Source organism: Streptomyces sp. TLI_171 (assembly GCF_003610255.1).
In the GTDB taxonomy this organism is placed as follows: domain Bacteria; phylum Actinomycetota; class Actinomycetes; order Streptomycetales; family Streptomycetaceae; genus Kitasatospora.
The window spans coordinates 1,349,654-1,366,887 of the sequence record NZ_RAPS01000001.1; the positions used below are offsets into that span (position 1 = coordinate 1,349,654).

At 74.4% G+C, this 17,234-nt stretch carries 17 protein-coding genes; 9 read left to right on the plus strand and 8 right to left on the minus strand.

The features are described 5' to 3' along the window. Positions 1–244: 244 nt before the first annotated feature. From BX266_RS06190 to BX266_RS06200, 3 genes are all read left to right on the plus strand, one after another. The gene (locus tag BX266_RS06190; RefSeq protein WP_099897907.1) at positions 245–1,690 is read left to right on the plus strand and encodes a DUF4331 domain-containing protein; all 1,446 of its coding nucleotides are present in this window, start codon (positions 245–247) and stop codon (positions 1,688–1,690) included. A 60-nt stretch (positions 1,691–1,750) separates the two neighbouring features. Continuing rightward, the gene (locus tag BX266_RS38395; protein WP_180290402.1) at positions 1,751–3,046 is read left to right on the plus strand and encodes a lipopolysaccharide assembly protein LapB; all 1,296 of its coding nucleotides are present in this window, start codon (positions 1,751–1,753) and stop codon (positions 3,044–3,046) included. Positions 3,047–3,171: 125 nt separating this feature from the next. Further along, positions 3,172–3,414, plus strand: a complete 243-nt coding sequence (locus BX266_RS06200) for a chaplin (protein ID WP_099897908.1) — start codon at positions 3,172–3,174, stop codon at positions 3,412–3,414. 93 nt (positions 3,415–3,507) lie between these two features. Here BX266_RS06200 and BX266_RS06205 read toward each other — a convergent pair whose 3' ends face one another. After that, the gene (locus tag BX266_RS06205; RefSeq protein ID WP_099897909.1) at positions 3,508–4,167 is read right to left on the minus strand and encodes a fasciclin domain-containing protein; all 660 of its coding nucleotides are present in this window, start codon (positions 4,165–4,167) and stop codon (positions 3,508–3,510) included. Between the two features lie 58 nt (positions 4,168–4,225). Further along, positions 4,226–5,923, minus strand: coding sequence for a molybdopterin-dependent oxidoreductase (locus BX266_RS06210; protein WP_259464573.1), 1,698 nt, complete (start codon positions 5,921–5,923; stop codon positions 4,226–4,228). A 325-nt stretch (positions 5,924–6,248) separates the two neighbouring features. Between BX266_RS06210 and sigK the strand changes: the two genes are divergently transcribed. Beyond that, positions 6,249–6,833, plus strand: a complete 585-nt coding sequence (gene sigK / locus BX266_RS06215; RefSeq protein WP_099897910.1) for an ECF RNA polymerase sigma factor SigK — start codon at positions 6,249–6,251, stop codon at positions 6,831–6,833. Beyond that, the gene (locus BX266_RS06220) at positions 6,830–7,573 is read left to right on the plus strand and encodes an anti-sigma factor domain-containing protein (protein ID WP_099897911.1); all 744 of its coding nucleotides are present in this window, start codon (positions 6,830–6,832) and stop codon (positions 7,571–7,573) included. The genes sigK and BX266_RS06220 overlap by 4 nt, the downstream gene beginning before the upstream one ends. Before the next feature lie 98 nt (positions 7,574–7,671). Here BX266_RS06220 and BX266_RS06225 read toward each other — a convergent pair whose 3' ends face one another. From BX266_RS06225 to rpe, 3 genes are all read right to left on the minus strand, one after another. Continuing rightward, positions 7,672–8,631 carry a pirin family protein gene (locus tag BX266_RS06225; RefSeq protein WP_099897912.1) on the minus strand — a complete coding sequence of 320 codons (960 nt, stop codon included), beginning with the start codon at positions 8,629–8,631 and terminating at the stop codon, positions 7,672–7,674. A 144-nt stretch (positions 8,632–8,775) separates the two neighbouring features. Next, a complete protein-coding gene (locus BX266_RS06230) occupies positions 8,776–9,660 on the minus strand; it encodes an alpha/beta hydrolase family protein (RefSeq protein WP_180290403.1) in 885 nt (294 codons plus the stop codon). Positions 9,661–9,827: 167 nt separating this feature from the next. After that, a complete protein-coding gene (gene rpe, locus BX266_RS06235; protein WP_099897914.1) occupies positions 9,828–10,514 on the minus strand; it encodes a ribulose-phosphate 3-epimerase in 687 nt (228 codons plus the stop codon). A gap of 303 nt (positions 10,515–10,817) precedes the next feature. Between rpe and BX266_RS06240 the strand changes: the two genes are divergently transcribed. Both BX266_RS06240 and BX266_RS06245 read left to right on the plus strand, forming a co-directional pair. Then, positions 10,818–11,726 (plus strand): SCO6745 family protein, encoded by a 909-nt coding sequence (locus tag BX266_RS06240; protein ID WP_120314360.1) that lies wholly within the window; start codon positions 10,818–10,820, stop codon positions 11,724–11,726. A gap of 169 nt (positions 11,727–11,895) precedes the next feature. Next, a complete protein-coding gene (locus tag BX266_RS06245; protein WP_099897915.1) occupies positions 11,896–12,750 on the plus strand; it encodes an SCO6745 family protein in 855 nt (284 codons plus the stop codon). Between the two features lie 74 nt (positions 12,751–12,824). On the opposite strand, the gene BX266_RS06250 is transcribed toward BX266_RS06245, so the two are convergent. Next, a complete protein-coding gene (locus tag BX266_RS06250; RefSeq protein WP_099897916.1) occupies positions 12,825–13,475 on the minus strand; it encodes a C39 family peptidase in 651 nt (216 codons plus the stop codon). Positions 13,476–13,557: 82 nt separating this feature from the next. Beyond that, positions 13,558–14,751: a hypothetical protein gene (locus BX266_RS06255; protein ID WP_143686872.1), complete on the minus strand. Its 1,194-nt coding sequence runs from the start codon at positions 14,749–14,751 to the stop codon at positions 13,558–13,560. Positions 14,752–15,001: 250 nt separating this feature from the next. On the opposite strand from BX266_RS06255, the gene BX266_RS06260 reads away from it, so the two are divergent. Beyond that, positions 15,002–15,466 carry a GNAT family N-acetyltransferase gene (locus BX266_RS06260; protein ID WP_259464574.1) on the plus strand — a complete coding sequence of 155 codons (465 nt, stop codon included), beginning with the start codon at positions 15,002–15,004 and terminating at the stop codon, positions 15,464–15,466. Next, positions 15,463–16,188 (plus strand): leucine-rich repeat domain-containing protein, encoded by a 726-nt coding sequence (locus BX266_RS06265; RefSeq protein ID WP_259464575.1) that lies wholly within the window; start codon positions 15,463–15,465, stop codon positions 16,186–16,188. Before BX266_RS06260 ends, BX266_RS06265 begins: the two co-directional genes overlap by 4 nt. Positions 16,189–16,204: 16 nt before the next feature. On the opposite strand, the gene BX266_RS06270 is transcribed toward BX266_RS06265, so the two are convergent. Next, on the minus strand, positions 16,205–17,176 hold the full coding sequence (locus BX266_RS06270) for an aldo/keto reductase (RefSeq protein ID WP_099897918.1): 972 nt from the start codon (positions 17,174–17,176) through the stop codon (positions 16,205–16,207). Positions 17,177–17,234: the final 58 nt, after the last annotated feature.

The following is a 17,234-nucleotide window of genomic DNA, read 5'->3' on the forward strand; positions in this document are numbered from 1 at the left end:
GGCCCGCACACTGTCGCGTCCGCCCGCTCACCGTGTCCACCGGCGGGGCCGGGCCGCGCGGCCGGACGGGTGACAGTGCTGGGCCGCGAGGGTGACCGGGGCACGCCGGAAGGTCGTTGGGGCCGAACCAGGGACGGCGGCGGAGGACAGTTCGTGTCGGCCGACCCGCCGGACGACACTCCCACCCGCACATTCCGTACGGGTGCAGACCACCCCTGCCCAGCAAGGAAATCGGAGACCCCTGGTGATCCTTCTTCGTCGATCCGCCCGTCGCCGCTCGGCGGCCCGCGGGGCCGCGGTCCTCACCGCCCTCGCCCTCGGCATGGCCGGCACCGCCGTGCTCGGCGCCGGCGCGGGCACCTCGTCGGCGTCCAGCCACCGCGAGGCGCCGCTGATCGCGGCCGACCCGCAGGTCGACAACACCGACGTGTACGCCTTCAGCAGCCCCGACAACCCCGACACCGTGACCCTGATCGCCAACTGGCTGCCGTTCCAGGAACCCAACGGCGGCCCGAACTTCTACCCGTGGGCGGACGGCGCGCACTACGACATCAACATCGACTCCCAGGGCACCGGAAAGCCCGACCTCACCTACCGGTGGACCTTCCACACCGAGGACCTCCGCGGCACCGACACCTTCCTCTACAACAAGGGACCGGTGAACAACCTCGGCGACGCCACGCTGCGGTTCCGTCAGTACTACACCCTCCAGGAACTGCGGCCCGACTGCGACCCGGTGACCCTGGTCGAGCACGGCCAGGCCGCCCCGTCCGACACCGGCCGCGCGTCGATGCCGAACTACGCCGGGCTGCGCCAGCAGGCCACCGTCCAACTCCCCGGCGGTGGACAGACGGTGGCCACCCAGGCCGCCGACCCGTTCTTCCTCGACCTGCGGATCTTCGACCTGCTCTACGGCGGCGACCTCTCCGAGGTCGGACAGAACACCCTCGCCGGATACAACGTCAACTCCGTCGCCCTGCAGATCCCCAAGACCCGCCTCGCGTACAAGGGCGACCCGGCCCGCAACCCGGTCATCGGCGTCTGGTCGAGCACCGAGAAGCAGACCATGAAGCTGAGCCCCGGCAAGGCCGACCCGGTGGGCAAGTACGTGCAGGTCTCCCGCCTGGGCAACCCGCTGGTCAACGAGGTCGTCGTCCCCGCCGGTCTGAAGGACGCCTTCAACGCACTCCCCCCGTCGGAGGACCACAACCAGCCCGCCCTGGTCGCCAAGGTCCTCGACCCCGAGGTGCCCAAGCTCGTGCAGGCCATCTACGGCCTGCCCGCCCCCGCCACGCCCCGCACCGACCTGCAGGAGATCTTCCTCACCGGCATCGCCAAGGCCGCCAACGGCCCGCTCGCCGTCGACCTCAACTCCCAGCTGATGAACCAGGACATCAACCCCAAGCGGTTCGTCCCCGCCGAGGAACTGCGCCTGAACATGTCCACCCCGGTGACGCCGAACCCGGACCGCCTGGGTGTCCTCAACGGCGACTTCCAGGGCTTCCCCAACGGCCGCCGCCTCGACGACGACGTCGTCGACATCGCCCTTCAGGTCGTCGAGGGCGCCACCCCCGGCCACTTCGTCCAGGCTCTCGCCGCCGGCGACAAGGTCAACGGCCCCGACAGGCCGTTCGCCGCGACGTTCCCGTACCTCGCCCTGCCCTACGACAAGGCCGTCAACCAGAAGTGACACCGCGCGGCGGCCCCGTCGACCGGGGCCGCCGCCCGCTCCTCGTCGAGGGAAGCCGCCGTGCGCCGCCTGCCCCAGCTCCTGACCGCCGCCGCCCTGTGCGCAGGCCTCGCCTACGCCGGCGGCCTCACCGATCCGCCGCCCCTCCCCGTCGCCGCCTCGCCCCGGGCCGCACCGACCGCCGGATCCGCCCTGGCAGCGGCGATCGGCGCCGACCAGCAGCACCTGCGGGCCAGCCCCGAGGACGCCGCTGCGTGGGCCCGGCTCGGCGGCGAGTACGTCGAGCAGGCCCGGCTGACCGCCGACGCGTCGTACTACCCGAAGGCCGACGAAGCCCTGCACCGCTCGCTCGCCCTCGTCCCGGAGGGCAACACCGACGCGCTCACCGGCCTCGGTGCGCTCGCCAACGCCCGCCACCTGTTCGCCGAAGCCGCCGACCACGCGAGGCGCGCCCTCGACGGCGCGCCCCTGCACTGGCAGGCCTGGGCCGTCCTCACCGATGCCCGAACCCAGCTCGGCGACGCCGCCGGAGCAACGGACGCCGCCCAGCACCTGCTCGACCTGCACCCGGGCACCGCGTCTTTCACCCGGGCCGCCTACGACCTCGAACAGCACGGCCGCCCCGAGGACGCCCGCGACGCCCTGCGCCGCGCCCTCGACGGCGCCTACGACCCCGCCGACAAGGCGTTCTGCCTCTACCAGATCGCCGAACTCGACCGGAACTCCGGCCGCACCGCCGACGCCCTCGACGGCTACCGCCGCGCTCTGGCCGCCGACCCGGCCTACACCGCGGCCCTCGCCGGCCAGGGCCGGGCCGAAGCCGCCCTCGGGCGCACCGACGACGCCCTCACCCACTACGCGCAGGCCGCCGCGAAGGTCCCGCTCCCCCAGTACCTGCTGGAACTCGGTGAACTCCACGAATCCCTCGGGCACTCCGCGCAGGCGGCCGAGCAGTACCGGCTGCTGCGCGCGGAGGCCGACCTCGCCGCCGCGAGCGGAGTCGTCGACGATCTGACGCTCGGTCAGTTCGAGGCCGATCACGGCGACCCCGCCGCGGCCGTCAGGCTGCTGCGCGCCGAGTGGGACCGCCGCCACCAGGTCCTGGTCGCCGACGCCCTCGCCTGGGCCCTGCACCGCGCCGGCGCCGACCGCGAGGCCCTCGCCTACAGCGACCTGGCCCTGGCCCACGGCTGGCGCAGCGCCCTGTTCCTCTACCACCGCGGCGAGATGGAGCGCGCCCTCGGCCGCACGGACGACGCCCGTACCCACCTTGCCGAGGCCCTCGCCACCGATCCGGGGTTCAGCCCCCTGCTGGCCCCCTCGGCGCGCTCCGCCCTGGTGGAGGTCACCCCCTGATCCCGCGCCGGTGGCACCCGATGGGGTGAAGGACCGCCCCTCGACCACGCCACCGGCACGCGCACCCCGAATCACCGGTGCCGCCCTGTCCGGGGCGGCGCCCCGTCCGATCGCAAGGAGCAGTCATGTCCCGCACCCGCAGGTACTTCGCCGCAGTCGCGCTGGCCGCCACCGCCGTCCTCGGCACCGCCGGGCTGGCCTCGGCGTCCGCCGGCGCCGAAGGCGTGGCCGCAGGTTCGCCCGGCGTCCTGTCCGGCAACCTGATCCAGGTCCCCGTGCACGTCCCGGTCAACGTGTGCGGCAACAGCATCGGCGTGGTCAGCATCCTGAACCCGGCGTTCGGCAACTCCTGCGCCAACGTCGGCTGACCGCTCCTCCCGCGCACGGGCCCGAGCCGTGCCCCGTCACGGCCGAAGGCCCCGCCCGGAGTACCGGGCGGGGCCTTCGGCCGTGACGGGGCGTCAGGAGGTCGGCATCAGCACGGTGTCGACGATGTAGACGGTGGCGTTGGCGGTCTGGACGTTGCCGCACAGGACCTTGGAGTTGCTGTTGACGGTGAAGTCGGGGGTGCTGCCGGTGACGGTGAGGTCGCTGCCCTCCAGGGTCTTGTGCGTGCCGGCCAGCGAGGTGGGGGCGAGCTTTTCGGGGGTGACGTGGTAGGTCAGGACCTTGGTGAGCTTCGCCTTGTCGGCGAGCAGGGCGTCCAGGTCGGCCTTCGGGATCTTGGCGAAGGCGTCGTTGGTGGGCGCGAACACGGTGATGTTCTGGGCGGAGTTCAGGGTGTCGACCAGGCCGGCCTGCTTGACGGCGGCGACCAGGGTGGACAGCAGCGGGTTGTTCGAGGCGGCGGTGGCGACCGGGTCCTGCGCCATGCCGGTGAACGAGCCCGCGCCGTCCTTCGGCACGGCGGCGCAGGCCGCGCCGAACGGCTGACCGGCCGCCGCGGCGGCGGAGGCGGTGCTGCTGCCGGACATCGCCGCGGAGGAGGCCGCGGAAGCGGACGGGGAGGACGAGCTGGTGCCGCTGTCACTGCTGCTGCTGCACGCGCCCAGGGACAGGGCGAGGGCGCCGGCGGCGAACAGGGCGGTGAGGGCACGGCGGTTGCGGACGGAAGCGGACATGGCGGATCTCTCCTCGGTGCTCGGGTGAAGTGGTGCTGGGTGAAAGGCGGTTGACGGTTCAGGTGACGGTGACGACGGTGCTGTGCCAGCCCGTCGCCCCGGCCGGGAAGGGCGCGGCGCGCTGCTCCGGCTGCACCGCGCCGGTGGCGTCGGTCGCCCGGACCTCGATGCGGTGCGTGCCGGGCGGGGCGCCGGACCAGCGGTAGGACCACTGGCGCCACAGGTCGGGCCCGGCGTCGGTGGCCAGCTCGGCCTGGTGCCAGGGGCCTTCGTCGACGCGCAGCTCGACGGCGGCGATGCCGCGGTGGGTGGCCCAGGCGGTCCCGGCGAGGTCGACGTCCCCGGCCGGGACCTTGGCGAACGGGGCGGGCACCTCGATCCGGGAGGCGGTGCGGACGGCGCCGGTGCGGTCCCAGCCGCGCCGCACCCAGTACGGGTCGAAAGCGGCGAAGGTGGTGACCTCCAGGTCCACCAGCCACTTGGTGGCGGAGGTGTAGCCGTAGAACCCGGGCACCACCGTCCGGCACGGGAAGCCGTGCGCGAGCGGCAGCGCCTCGCCGTTCATCGCGACGGCCAGCAGTGCGCTCCGCCCGTCGAGGACCGACTCCAGCGGCGTGCCGATGGTCATGCCGTCCTGCGAGCGACCCACCAACTGGTCGGCCCCGGACCGCACTCCGGCCCGCCGCAGCAGCGCGGGCAGGGCGGCGCCCAGCCAGCGGGTGGTGCCGACGTAGGGGCCGCCGACCTCGTTGGAGACGCAGGACAGCGTGTGGTCCAACTCTTCGAGCGGCTCCTTCAGCAGGTCGTCGAAGGTGAGCAGTTGCGGGCGGTCGACCAGGCCGTGGATGCGCAGCGTCCAGTCGCGGGGGTCGATCCGGGGCAGGGTGAGCGCGGTGTCGACCCGGTAGAAGTCGGCGTTCGGCGTGGTGAACGGCGACAGACCCGGGACGTCGGGGTGGACGGCGGCGGCCAGCGGCGGCAGCGGTTCGGCCGGCGCGGGGAGGCGGACGGCGTCGCGGGCAGCGGTGACGTCGAACCGGCGGTCGGTCAGGACGCGTCCGCCCATCGCCGCCAGGGCACCCGCCGTGAAGGTCACGGCGGTGGCGGTCAGCACCGTCCGGCGGCTGGTCAACGACCGTTCAGGCGACGGGGATCGGTCGCCCAGGAGGTTGGCAGGCTGCGGGGAATCCGACATCCCGGGTCGCTCGGGGCTTTCGGCCGGCTTCGGGTCCGCGGGCATCGGCTCGGGGCGGGGCCCCGGGTCCGGAACCGACGCGCGGCGCCACGACCCGGCCAGGACCAGAACGGCGGCCGAGCCGACCAACGCGGCGGCCAGCGACGGGGCGCAGTCCGCCGCCGTCGCTCCGGGGCGCGACAGCGCTGCCCACGCGCCGAGACCGCCGAACGCCGCGAACACCGCGGCCCCGGCGAGCGGGCGACGCACCGCCAGCAGGCCGGCCAGCGCGGCGAGCAGAGCCATCGTCAGGTAGATCCCGCCGAGCAGCACCGCCTTGTCGTGCGTGCCGAAGGTGCGGACCGCGTACTCCTTCAGCGGAGTCGGCGTCAGGTCGATGGCCGCCGACCCCACGGCGATCACCGGCGCGGTACCCGCTCCGGTGGCGTACGCGACCAGCTCGCCCGCGCCGAGTGCCGCCACGGCCGAGGCCAGGCCGATCGCAGCAGCGCCGGCGGCGTGCAGCAGGCCGGACCGCAGTCGGCCGAACCGTGCGGCGGAGGGAGGCAGTTGATTGCTCACATCCCCCGTTCGGGGCCTGGGTGGGGCCGGATTGGTCGGACTCTCCGACTCGCCCGATCGGGTGACACCAGCCGCCGCCGCGGCGCCGCCCGGAAGCCCCGGTCGGCCGTTCCCGCGGTCGGAACCGCACAGGGACCGTCCAGTTCACGAGCGCAGGACGACCAATCTGCGCGCCCCGCAGAGTCGAACACCAGGTACGAGGAGGTTCTCCGACCACATGCCGCTGCAGGCGGCGCGAGCCGCCACGGGCGGCCGTCCGACGGAAGGCAACCATGTCACCCATCACCGCGGGAGCACTCCACACCCGGCAGTCCGGAGCCGTGGCGTGAGCACGGTCGTCCACCTCTCCGGCCCGGGCCGCCCCGGGCCCGACCTCCAGGAGCTGATCCGCCGGATCGCCCTCGGCGACCAGGACGCGTTCTCGCGCCTCTACGACGCGGTGGCCGGACCGGTGCTCGGGCTGGTCCGGCGGGTGCTGCGCGATCCTTCGCAGTCCGAGGAGGTCGCCCAGGAGGTGCTGCTGGAGGTGTGGCGCACCGCCGCCCGCTACCGGCCGGAGAACGGGAACGTGATGCCGTGGGTGCTGACCATCGCCCATCACCGCGCCGTCGACCGGGTCCGCTCCGCCCAGGCCGCCGCCGACCGCGACCGCCGAGCCGCGGCCGCCGCCCACGCGACGGCCTTCGACGAGGTCGCCGAACAGGTCGAGGGCCGTCTGGAGCGCGAGCAGGTCCGCCGGTGTCTGAAGACGCTGACCGAGCTCCAACGCGAGTCCCTCACTCTCGCCTACTACCGGGGCTACACCTACCCGCAGGTCGCCGACGTCCTCGGCGCCCCGATCGGCACCGTCAAGACCCGGATGCGCGACGCCCTGATCCGCATGCGCGACTGTCTGGGAGTGGGATCATGAACGACACCGCCGACCTGCACACCCTCACCGGCGCCTACGCCGCCCACGCCCTCGACGACACCGAACGCACCGCCTTCGAACGTCACCTCGGGCACTGCCCGCCCTGCACGCAGGAAGTCGCCGAGTTCGTCGCCACACTCGCCAGGCTCGGCGCGGCCGAAGCGATCGCTCCCCCGCCCCGTCTCAAGAGCCAGGTCATGGCAGCCGTGCCCCGTACCAGGCAGGACGCCCCACAGATCGCCTCCGCGTCGCCGCCCCGCCCGGGCAGCCGACTCCCGCGGCGCCGGCAGGGATTCGCGCTGGCCGCCTGCCTCGCCCTGGCCGTCGGCGCGGGTGCGATCGCGATCCAGCAGCATCAGGAGACCGAGCGGGCCAGAACGGACGCGGCGGCGGCCCGGCACCAGCAGGCCACCCTCACCACGCTGCTCACCGCCCCGGACGCCCACCTCGCCACCGGCCCCGTGACCGGCGGCGGGACCGGCACCACCGTGTGGTCGCCCGCCCTCGATCAGGCCGGGTTCTGGGCCTCCGGCCTGCCCGCCCTCCCCGGCGACCGCGTCTACCAACTCTGGTTCGACGACGCCGGGACCATGCGCCCGGCCGGCCTCCTCCCGCCCGATGGCACCCTCGTCCTGACCGGCCGTGTCCACCCCGCCTCCGGAGTCGGCGTCACCGCGGAACCGGCGGGCGGCTCCACGCACCCCACCGGCTCCCCGCTCCTCCTCCTGCCGCTGATCTGACGCGGCACAACCGCATCCTGCCTGGTCTCGATGAGCCGAAAGGCGAGTACGCGGTCATCCAGCGCCGCCGCCCCCCTGTGAAAGGAGCGAACAGCAGGTCAGCGCGCCCGCCCCCGCGGCCTGAGCGGGACAGCCGGCAGTGCGGGGGCGGCCAGCCGGGCACCGTCGTAGCCGTGCACCTCGCCGAAGCGCGACCCTTCCATCCACTCCGTACGGGCTTGGGCGATCTCCTCACCGGATCGGGCGATGAAGTTCCACCACATCACCAGGCGCTCCTCGAAGGGCTCGCCGCCGAGCAGCAGCACCGCGGCGTCGGTCCGGGCCCGGAGCGGGAGTTCGCGGCGGCCGCAGCCCAGGTAGAGGATCGAGCCGGGCTCGACCAGGACGCCGTCCACGTCGACGCTGCCGCTCATCGCGAGGACGGCGTACTCGAAGCCCTCCTCGACCGGGAGCCGGTGGGCCGCGCCCTCACGGAGCGTCAGGTCGGCGCCGGTCAGGGCGGTGTAGGCGGTGCCGGGCGAGGCCGTGCCGTCCAGGGAGCCGAGGATCAGCCGGGCCTCCAGACCGCCCGCGCTGACCACCGGCAGCTCGGGGTGGTGCTCGAACGCCGGGGCGGTGCGCCGGTGCGCGTCCGGGAGGGCCACCCAGAGCTGGGCGCCGTGCAGCAGCCGGGCGTGCTCGCGGGGCGACTCCTCCGAGTGCGAGATCGCCCGCCCGGAGGTCATCAGCCCGAGTTCACGCGGCCGGACGGTCTGCAGGCTCCCCAGGCTGTCGCGGTGCAGCACGCTGCCCTCGTGCAGCCAGCTGACGGTCTGCAGCCCCATGTGCGGATGCGGCGGAACCTGCATGCCGGGCTCGTCGGCGATGTCGTCCGGCCCGTAGTGGTCGACGAAGCACCACGCGCCGACCATCCGCCGCCCGAGGTTGGGCAGCAGCCGCCGCACCACCGTCGACTCGCCGAGCGGCACCTGACGCCCAGTCAGCAGATCCTTGACGGGGCCGGTGGCGGCCTGCCGCCCGCACACGGCCGGTGCGGGCTTCTGATCGAGGTTGCTCATGGCCGCCAGTATCTGCCGCCGCCCCCACCCACCCCGGCACGCCGGGCCGTCACCCGGCGCCCCACCCGCCGTAACCGCCGTAACCGCCCGCCGGAGCCTCGGCCCCGTGCTCGTCCGCCCGTCGGACCGGCCGCCGACGTGGTGTCAGCGGGGGCCGAGCAGGGCCATGGCATCGGGCATGACGCGGCGCCAGAACCCGGCGGTGTGCTGGCCGCGCGGGAAGCGGGCGGTGACGGCAGGGGTGGTGGCGAGGCGGCGGGCGGCGGGGCAGAACGGGTCCTCGGTTCCGCACCAGACGCCGATCCGGCCGACCTCGGCGAGGTCGTCGAGGTGCAGCAGCGGCTCGTGCGCGCGCCAGTCGGCCTCGTCGCGGTAGGCGTCGACGGTGCGGGCGTCGGCCCAGCCGCGGAACAGCGCGGGGCTGAGCAGCGCGGCGGCCGAGAGCCGGCCGCGGCGGGCCCGGGCGTACTGGAGGGCGCCGGACCCGCCCATCGAGATGCCCAGGGCGGAGGTCGGCTCGGGCATCGACCGTTCCGCGAGCCAGCGCGGCAGTTCGCCGGTGAGCATGGCCATCGGGTCGTCGCCGGGCGTGCGCGCGTGCCAGTACGTGGCCGCGCCGCCGTCGACGGCGACCACCCGGAACGGCGGGACGCCCGCGGCGACGGCGGCCGCCAGGAACTGGGGCACGCCGAGGCCGGTGAAGGTCGCCGCGTCGCCGTCGCGCCCGTGCAGGGCCAGGCAGACCGGGAGTTCACCGCCGGGCGCACCCGGCGGGTCGCACACCACCAGCCGGACGTCCCGGCCCCGGGCCGCCGAGCGGACGGTCTCGGTGCGGACCGGTCCGGCGGCGACCTCCGGCACCGTCCCGTCGCTGCCGGTCAGGCCGAGGGCGCGGCGCAGCCGAGGTCCGCCGGGCAGTACGTCCTCGACGATCGCGCCGCCGACCGCGCCCGCGCCGAGCACGGTGACGGCGAGCGCCCCGAGCAGGCGCCGCCGCCCGACGCTCCGTCCCGCCGCGGGCTCCGCCACTCCGACGCGTTCCGCCGCCCCGGCATGTCCTTCCGAACCGTCAACTTCCGGGATTTCCGGTCCAGTCCGCATCCTTGCTCCGCTCCGCCGTCCCCGACCGCCGCCCGACCCGGTCGGTCGGACGATTCCGGGGACGCCGAAACGGATCAGCACGGTTTCGGCGGTCGTCAGTGCTTGCAGGCCCACCAGGCGTCGGCGCTGGCCGCGTCGGCCTGGGCGCGCAGCGCGCGGACGGCCTCGACGGGGTCGGCCGCCCCGTAGACCGCCGAGCCGGCCACGAACACGTCCGCCCCGGCCTCGGCGCACCGCTCGATGGTGGCGGGGGCGACGCCGCCGTCCACCTGCAGCCACAGATCGAGGCCGTGCTTGTCGATCAGCTGCCGGGTGCGGCGGATCTTGGGCAGCATGATGTCGAGGAACGCCTGGCCGCCGAAGCCGGGCTCCACCGTCATGATCAGCACCATGTCGAGCTCGGGCAGCAGGTCCTCGTACGGCTCGATCGGGGTGGCGGGCCGCAGCGCCATCGAGGCGCGGGCGCCCTTCGCGCGGATCTCACGGGCCAGCCGGACGGGCGCGGCGGCGGCCTCCACGTGGAAGGTGACCGAGCCGGCGCCGGCCTCCACGTACTGCGGGGCCCAGCGGTCGGGCTGTTCGATCATCAGGTGGCAGTCGAGGGGGGTGCTGGTGGCCCGCGCCAGCGACTCGACGACCGGCACGCCCAGCGTCAGGTTCGGGACGAAGTGGTTGTCCATCACGTCGACGTGCAGCCAGTCCGCGCCGCGCACCGCCTCGGCCTCCTCGGCGAGCCGGGCGAAGTCGGCGGACAGGATGCTGGGGCTGATCTGGGCCATCACCGATTACCTTCGTGCAGGGGCAGGGACGCCCGAGGTGTCGGGCGCCTCGGCCCATCATCCCGCGCCGCGTGGCCGGCGGCCGCACGGCGTGCCCCCGGGTGATCGCGATCACACCCGGCGCGCGGTTACCGGAGCCCCGCCCGTGGCCATCAGCTTCTCGGCGACTCCCGCCACGCGGCCCCCAACACCCGTGGCGGGCCGCTCCGTTCGCCGATCCGCCCGCGCTGCCCGAACTGCCCGTACCGTCCGTACCGTCCGTACCGTCCGCCGAGTCGAACGCTCCTCCGAGGAAGGTCCCCGACCATGTCCGGTCCCGTCCCGCCCGCCGATGCGGCCCGCCCGGCCGCTGCCCCCGACCCGGCCGGGCCCGTCCACCCCGCCCGCGCGCTGTGGCGGCTCTTCGAGCCGGTGTACGCCGTCGCCTTCCTCCAGCCCGAGAGCCGGGCCGCCTTCGAGGCGGCCGGGCTGGACGGCAGTTGGCGCGGCTACTTCGCCGCCCGTGCGGCCCCGCTCGGCGCGGTCGACGCGCCGCAGGTGACCGCCGCGTTCTTCAGCTTCTCCCCGGCGATGGTCGCGAACTCCGTGCCGGAGGTGTGGACGCACGCGAGCCCCGAGCAGGCGCTGGCCGCCCGGGACCGCGGATCGGCCGCGGCCCTGGCCCGCGTCCTGGAGCCCGTCGCGCCCGAGCAGGTCGCGGCGGCGGCGACCGCGCTGGAGGAGGCGGCGGCGCGGCTGGACTGCGCGGGCCGGGTGCTGGCCGCCGCCAACGCCGCGCTCCCGACGGCCGTCGACGTCCACGGGCGGCTCTGGCAGGCCGCGAACCTGCTGCGCGAGCACCGCGGCGACGGGCACGTGGCCGCCCTGGTCGCCGAGGGCCTTGACGGCTGCGAGGCGACGGTGCTGCACTGCGCGCTCGACGCCCGCCGCGCCGTCCTCCAGCCGCTGCGCGGATGGACGGACCAGGAGTGGGAGGCCGCCGCGGAGCGTCTGGTCGAACGGGGCCGGCTGACGGCGCAGGGCACGGTCACCGAACTGGGGCTGGCCCGGCACCGCGTCGTCGAGGCCGCCACCGACCTGGCGGCCGGCCGCGTCTGGGAGGGCCTGTCGCCGGACGGACTCGACCGCCTGACGGCCGTTCTGCGGCCGATCGCGGCGCTCTGCCACCGACGGATGCCGATCAACCCGCTCGCGATGCCGCCGGTCGACCAGTAGTCGTACCCGACCGGGTCCGGCCCGCGGACCGGCGGGACGACGCCGCGGAACGCGTCCCGCGAAGTGTTCATGCGCCCGAAACAATGTCCCTTCCCGGGGCCGGTCCGCTCTGGCAGGCTCCGAAGGCAGGCCGGTACCAACGCTGTTCGCCCCTCACGAAAGGCGTCCGATGACCCAGGTCGTCCACCCCGCGCGCGCTCTCTGGTGGCTGTTCGAACCCGTCCACGCCCTCACCTACTTCTCCCCCGAGGCCCGCGCCGCGTACGAGGCGGCCGGACTGCGCGGCTACTGGCGCGGCTACTTCGGCGGACGCTCCGCCCCGCTGGGCACCGTGGACGCCGCGCCGGTGGTGGCCGCGTTCTTCAACTTCGCGCCGCAGATGGTCGAGCGGGCCCTCCCGGAGGTCTGGAACCGGGCCACCCCCGAGCAGGCGCTGCAGGCCCGGGTCGAGGGCGCGACGGCTGCGCTGCAGCGGGTCCTGGTCGACGTCAAGCCGGATCTGATCGACCGTTCGGTGGAACTGCTGGAACGCGCCGTCGACGGCCTCGACTGTTGTGGGCGCGTGCTGGCCGCCGCGAACGCCGACCTCCCCCGCCCCCGCACCCGCCTCGCCCGGCTCTGGCAGGCCACCACCGTGCTGCGCGAACACCGCGGCGACGGGCACGTGGCCGCCCTGGTCTCCGAGGGCCTCGACGGCTGCGAGGCGCTGGTGCTGCGCTGCGCCCTCGACACCCGCCGCGAGATCCTGCAACCGCATCGCGGCTGGACCGACGCCGAATGGGACGCCGCCACCGAGCGCCTGATCGACCGTCACTGGCTCGCCCCGGACGGTTCCCTCACCGCCGACGGGCGCCGCCGTCACGTCGCGCTCGAGGCCGCCACCGACCTCGCCGCCGCCCGGGTCTGGACCCACTTCCACCGCGCCGAGCTCGACGACCTCGCCACCACCCTCCGGCCCATCGCCACCGCCTGCCGCGCCGACCTCCCCCCGACCACCCCCATCGGCCTCCCCTCCGCCGCCTGACCCTGCCACCTCACTCAGCACGGCGGCCGTGGCCCGCTTCCGGCGGGCGCGGCGCTGCCCGGGGACGTCGTCCCTCAGTACGGCGGCGGGCCCAGGACGATGCCGCGGCCCGCGTAGAAGCGGTCGAGGTCCGGCCAGGGGACGCGGGCGGCGCGCTGGGAGCCGTCGGGGAAGCCGGAGGGGTTGTGGATGTACAGGGCGTCGTCGTCGGCGCCGACCGCGAGCACCAGGTGGCCGCCGGGGCGGGGCACCTCGGGGGCGAGGGTGCGGATCGCGGGGTGCACGGAGATCACCGGGAGCCGGCCCGCGGCGAGTTCCTCGGGGAGCCGGCCGGCGGGCAGCGGGCTGACGGCCCGGGCGTCCAGGCCCCAGCGGGTGCGGACGTACTCGGCGAACGGAGCGTGGATCAGGCCGTCGAGCCGCCCGTCGGGGTGGCGCACGTACGCGCCGGCCCGCTGGCACTCCTCGGCGAGTCGGACGGGCGCGGGGGCGACGCCCCACCAGTGGTCGAGCGCCATCCGCAGGCAGGCCATGCCGCACAGCCGCCACGACCAGTACTCGTACTCGTTCTCGTCGGCGGCGCCCGACCGCTCCCACAGCGGGTCGTCCGCGGCCCGGAGGGTGCCGTCGAGGATGTCGGGCACGAGTTCGGGCGACTCCCACTGGGAGTAGTAGGGCACCTCGTGGCTGATCGGGTTCACCCGGTCATCCTGACGTACTTTCATCCCGATCCCACGGACCGTCGGCCCGCGACACCGACCGGCACGCCCGCTCCGGCCCCGCGGCGGGGCCGGAGCGGGCGTCCGGTCAGTGCTCGGTGATCCGGGTCCAGCTGAACGGCCCGAACGAGGTGGCGGTGGTCGGGTGCTTCGCCCCGGGGGTGACGGTCAGCTTCAACCACTCCAGCGGCACGGTGCTGCCGTGGACGACGATCCGGTGGAAGTTCGGGACGTCGTAGTTCGGGTGGCTGCTCCACGCGTCGGTGGCGCAGACGCCCTCGTCGCCGGTGCAGGCGGAGCCCGGGGTGAGCGGGTTGTCGGAGCGGTAGACGTGCGAGTCGCCCATCAGCAGCAGCACCGGCTTGCCGAACGCGGCGGTGCGCGAGGCGAGTTCGGCGATGACCGGCTCGTAGTTCGCCACGTGCGCGGCGCTCTTGCCGTCGAGGTCCCACATGTCGGCCTGGGTGGTGACGACCACGCTGGAGACGCCGCCGACGTGGGCGAGCGCGAAGGCGGTGTCGAGCCAGCGCAGGTCGGCGGCGGTGCGCCGGGCGGCCTCGTCGAGCTGCTCCTGGGAGGCGGTCGGCGCGCCGTACCAGGGGTCGGCGTCGTTGTTGGAGCCGCCGGGCACGTTGACGGTGACGAACAGGGTGCCGTTCTTGACCCAGATCACGTTCTCCACGAACGCGGCGTCCTCGGGGTGGGCGAGGTGCGGCAGCTGGGCCTGGGAGAGGACCCGCAGCGAGCCGCTGCCGAGGGTGCGGCCAGGCACCGCGAAGAAGGTCCGCCGGATCAGGTCCAGGTTCTTGGCCGGGTTGCCGGCGGCGTAGTCGACGGGCTGCCCGGTGGCGGGATCGAGTACGGGGTCGACCTGTCCGGTGGTGGCGTTGTACTTGCCGCCGCCCTCCCCGGCCTTGTGGCAGTCGGCCCACTCGTTGTCGCCGGGGGTGTAGACCAGCGGGTCGGCGAAGGTGTTCCAGAGCGCGGCGATCGACCGGTCGTACGCCTCGGTGCAGTACTGCTTGCCGGAGTGGATGTCACCGACGTGGATCACCGTGCTGACGTCGGGGTCGGCGTTGACGGACGCGATGAACGCCGGCGTGGCCCGGAACTCCGTCGTGTCGGTCGGGGAGGTGCCGTACGGGGCGTCGCCGTACACGCCGAGGGTGAACGGCGCGCGGGCGCCGCGCCCGGGGCCGTCCTGGTCCGCCGACGCCGTGGTGGCCGGGACCACGCTCAGGGCGAGGGCGAGCCCGGCCGCCGCGTACAACGTTCTCTTCATGCTGTCTCCCGATGGGTTCCGCCGTGTCGAGGCGTCGAGAATTGTGCTGGCGGCGCACCCCGCACCGGGCGACGCCCGGATGAACGCTTGTTCAAGAGCGTCGCCGAGAGTCGACAAGCCCAGCCGTGATACGTCAACCGCCCCGACGGCCCGCCGAGTTGACCGCTGCCCGGACCGCCGGGCAGCGGGTCCTCGCAGCTCGGGCCGGGTCCGGTATCGTCCGTGCCCGGACCGCCGAGAGGGAGCACCGTTGACCGAGATCCGACCCGAACCCGTCGAGTCGCCGGACGCCCGCCTGCTCCTGACGGAGTACCGGGCCGAGATCCACCGCCGCTGGAGCGGCCCCGCGGCCGCCGGGAAGCTGCCCGCCGAGGCCCCGCCCGACCTCGAACTCGGGCCGCCGGACGGGGTCTTCCTGCTCGCCCGGCTGGACGGCCGTCCGGCCGGCTGCGCGGGTGTGCGCACCTTCTCCGCGGGCACCGCCGAGCTGAAGCGGCTGTACGTCCGCCCGGCCGGGCGCGGCCGCGGCCTGGGCCGCGCGCTGCTGGCCGCCGCGGAGGACGCCGCCCGCGCGCTCGGCCACACCCGGCTGCGCCTGGACACCATGGCCGAACTCACCGAGGCCCGTGCCCTGTACGCCGCCGCCGGCTACCTCGACATCCCGCCGTACACCGGTGGACCCCACATCGCGCACTGGCTGGAGAAGACGCTGTGACCGGCGGCCCGGTGGTCGACCTGTGGCGGGCGGGCCTGGCCGCCGTCCCCGACGAGGTGTGGGCGCGCACCGACGCCGAGGTGCTGATCCTCGCCGACAACGAACTGACCGGACTCCCGGACGCCATCGGCGACCTCACCCGGCTGCGGACGCTCGACCTGGGCCACAACGCGCTCACCGCCGTCCCAGGCCGGCTCGGCGAGCTGGCCGGGCTGAGCGGCTTCCTCTACCTGCACGACAACCGGCTGACCGCGCTGCCCGACACCCTCGGCCGGCTCCGCCGGCTGCGCTACCTCAACGTCGGCGACAATCCGCTCACCGAACTTCCGTCCACCCTCGGCGAGTTGGAGTCGCTTCTCGAACTGCGCGCGCAGAACTGCCGGTTGACGGCACTGCCGAACACCCTGGGCTCGCTCCCCCGACTGCGCGAGCTGCGCCTCCGGGGCAACGCGCTGACCGCGCTGCCGGATTCGCTCGGCAGCTTGCCCGAGCTGCGCTGCCTGGAGCTGCGCGACAACGCCCTCACCACGCTCCCCCGTGCGCTCGCCGCACTCCCCCGGCTGCGCGAACTCGACCTGCGCGGCAACCCGTTGACGGCGGTGCCGGACTGGCTGGCCGAGCTGCCCGCGCTGGAGAAGCTCGACCTGCGCTGGGTCGCGGCCGAACCGGGAGCCGCGCTGCTCGACTCGCTCGAACAGCGCGGCTGCGCGGTCTACCACTGAGCCGCCGCCACCCGGATCACCAGGCGTAGTCCTCCGGCGCGGTGCGGTGGCCGGGGAACAGCTCGTCCAGCCGCTCCAGCGTCTTGGCGTCCAGCTCGACGTCCAGGGAGCGCACCGCGGCGGTGAGTTGCTCCTCGGTGCGGGGGCCGACGATCGGCGCGGTGACGGCCGGGCGGGAGCGCAGCCAGGCGAGCGCCACGTCGCCGGGCTCGTGACCGAGCTCCGCGCACAGGTCCTCGTACGCCTGGATCTGCTCGCGGCGCTCGTTCAGGGTGTCGACGGCCCGGCCCTCGGCGCGGCGCACGCCCTCGCGCTCCTTGCGGAGCACGCCGCCGAGCAGGCCGCCGTGCAGCGGCGACCACGGGATCAGGCCGAGGCCGTAGTGCTGGGCGGCGGGGACGACCTCCAGCTCGACGCTGCGCTCGATCAGGTTGTACAGCGACTGCTCGCTGGTCAGGCCGAGGAAGTTGCGGGCCCGGGCGGTCTCCTGGGCCTGGGCGAGGTGCCAGCCGGCGAAGTTGGAGGAGCCGACGTAGATGATCTTGCCCTGGAGGGTGAGCACCTCCATCGCCTGCCAGATCTCGTCCCAGGGCGTCTCCCGGTCGACGTGGTGCATCTGGTACAGGTCGATGTGGTCGGTCTGCAGGCGGCGCAGGCTGGCGTCCACGGCGCGGCGGATGTTCAGCGCGGAGAGCCTGCCCTCGTTGGGCCAGTCGCCCATGTCGCCGTACAGCTTGGTGGCGATGACGGTCTTCTCGCGCCGCCCGCCGCCCTTGGCGAACCAGTTGCCGATGATGGTCTCGGTGAGGCCCTTGTTCTCGCCCCAGCCGTAGACGTTGGCGGTGTCGAAGAAGTTGATGCCGTGCCCGTGGGCGGCGTCCATGATCCGGTGCGCGTCGGACTCTTCGGTGTGCACGCCGAAGTTCATGGTGCCCAGGCACAGGCGGGAGACGGACAGGCCGGTGCGGCCGAGGTGGGTGTACTCCATGATCCCACCCTCCGCCGCACCGGCCGCGATGTCCAGTACCCTCCGCACGGGGGTTCGT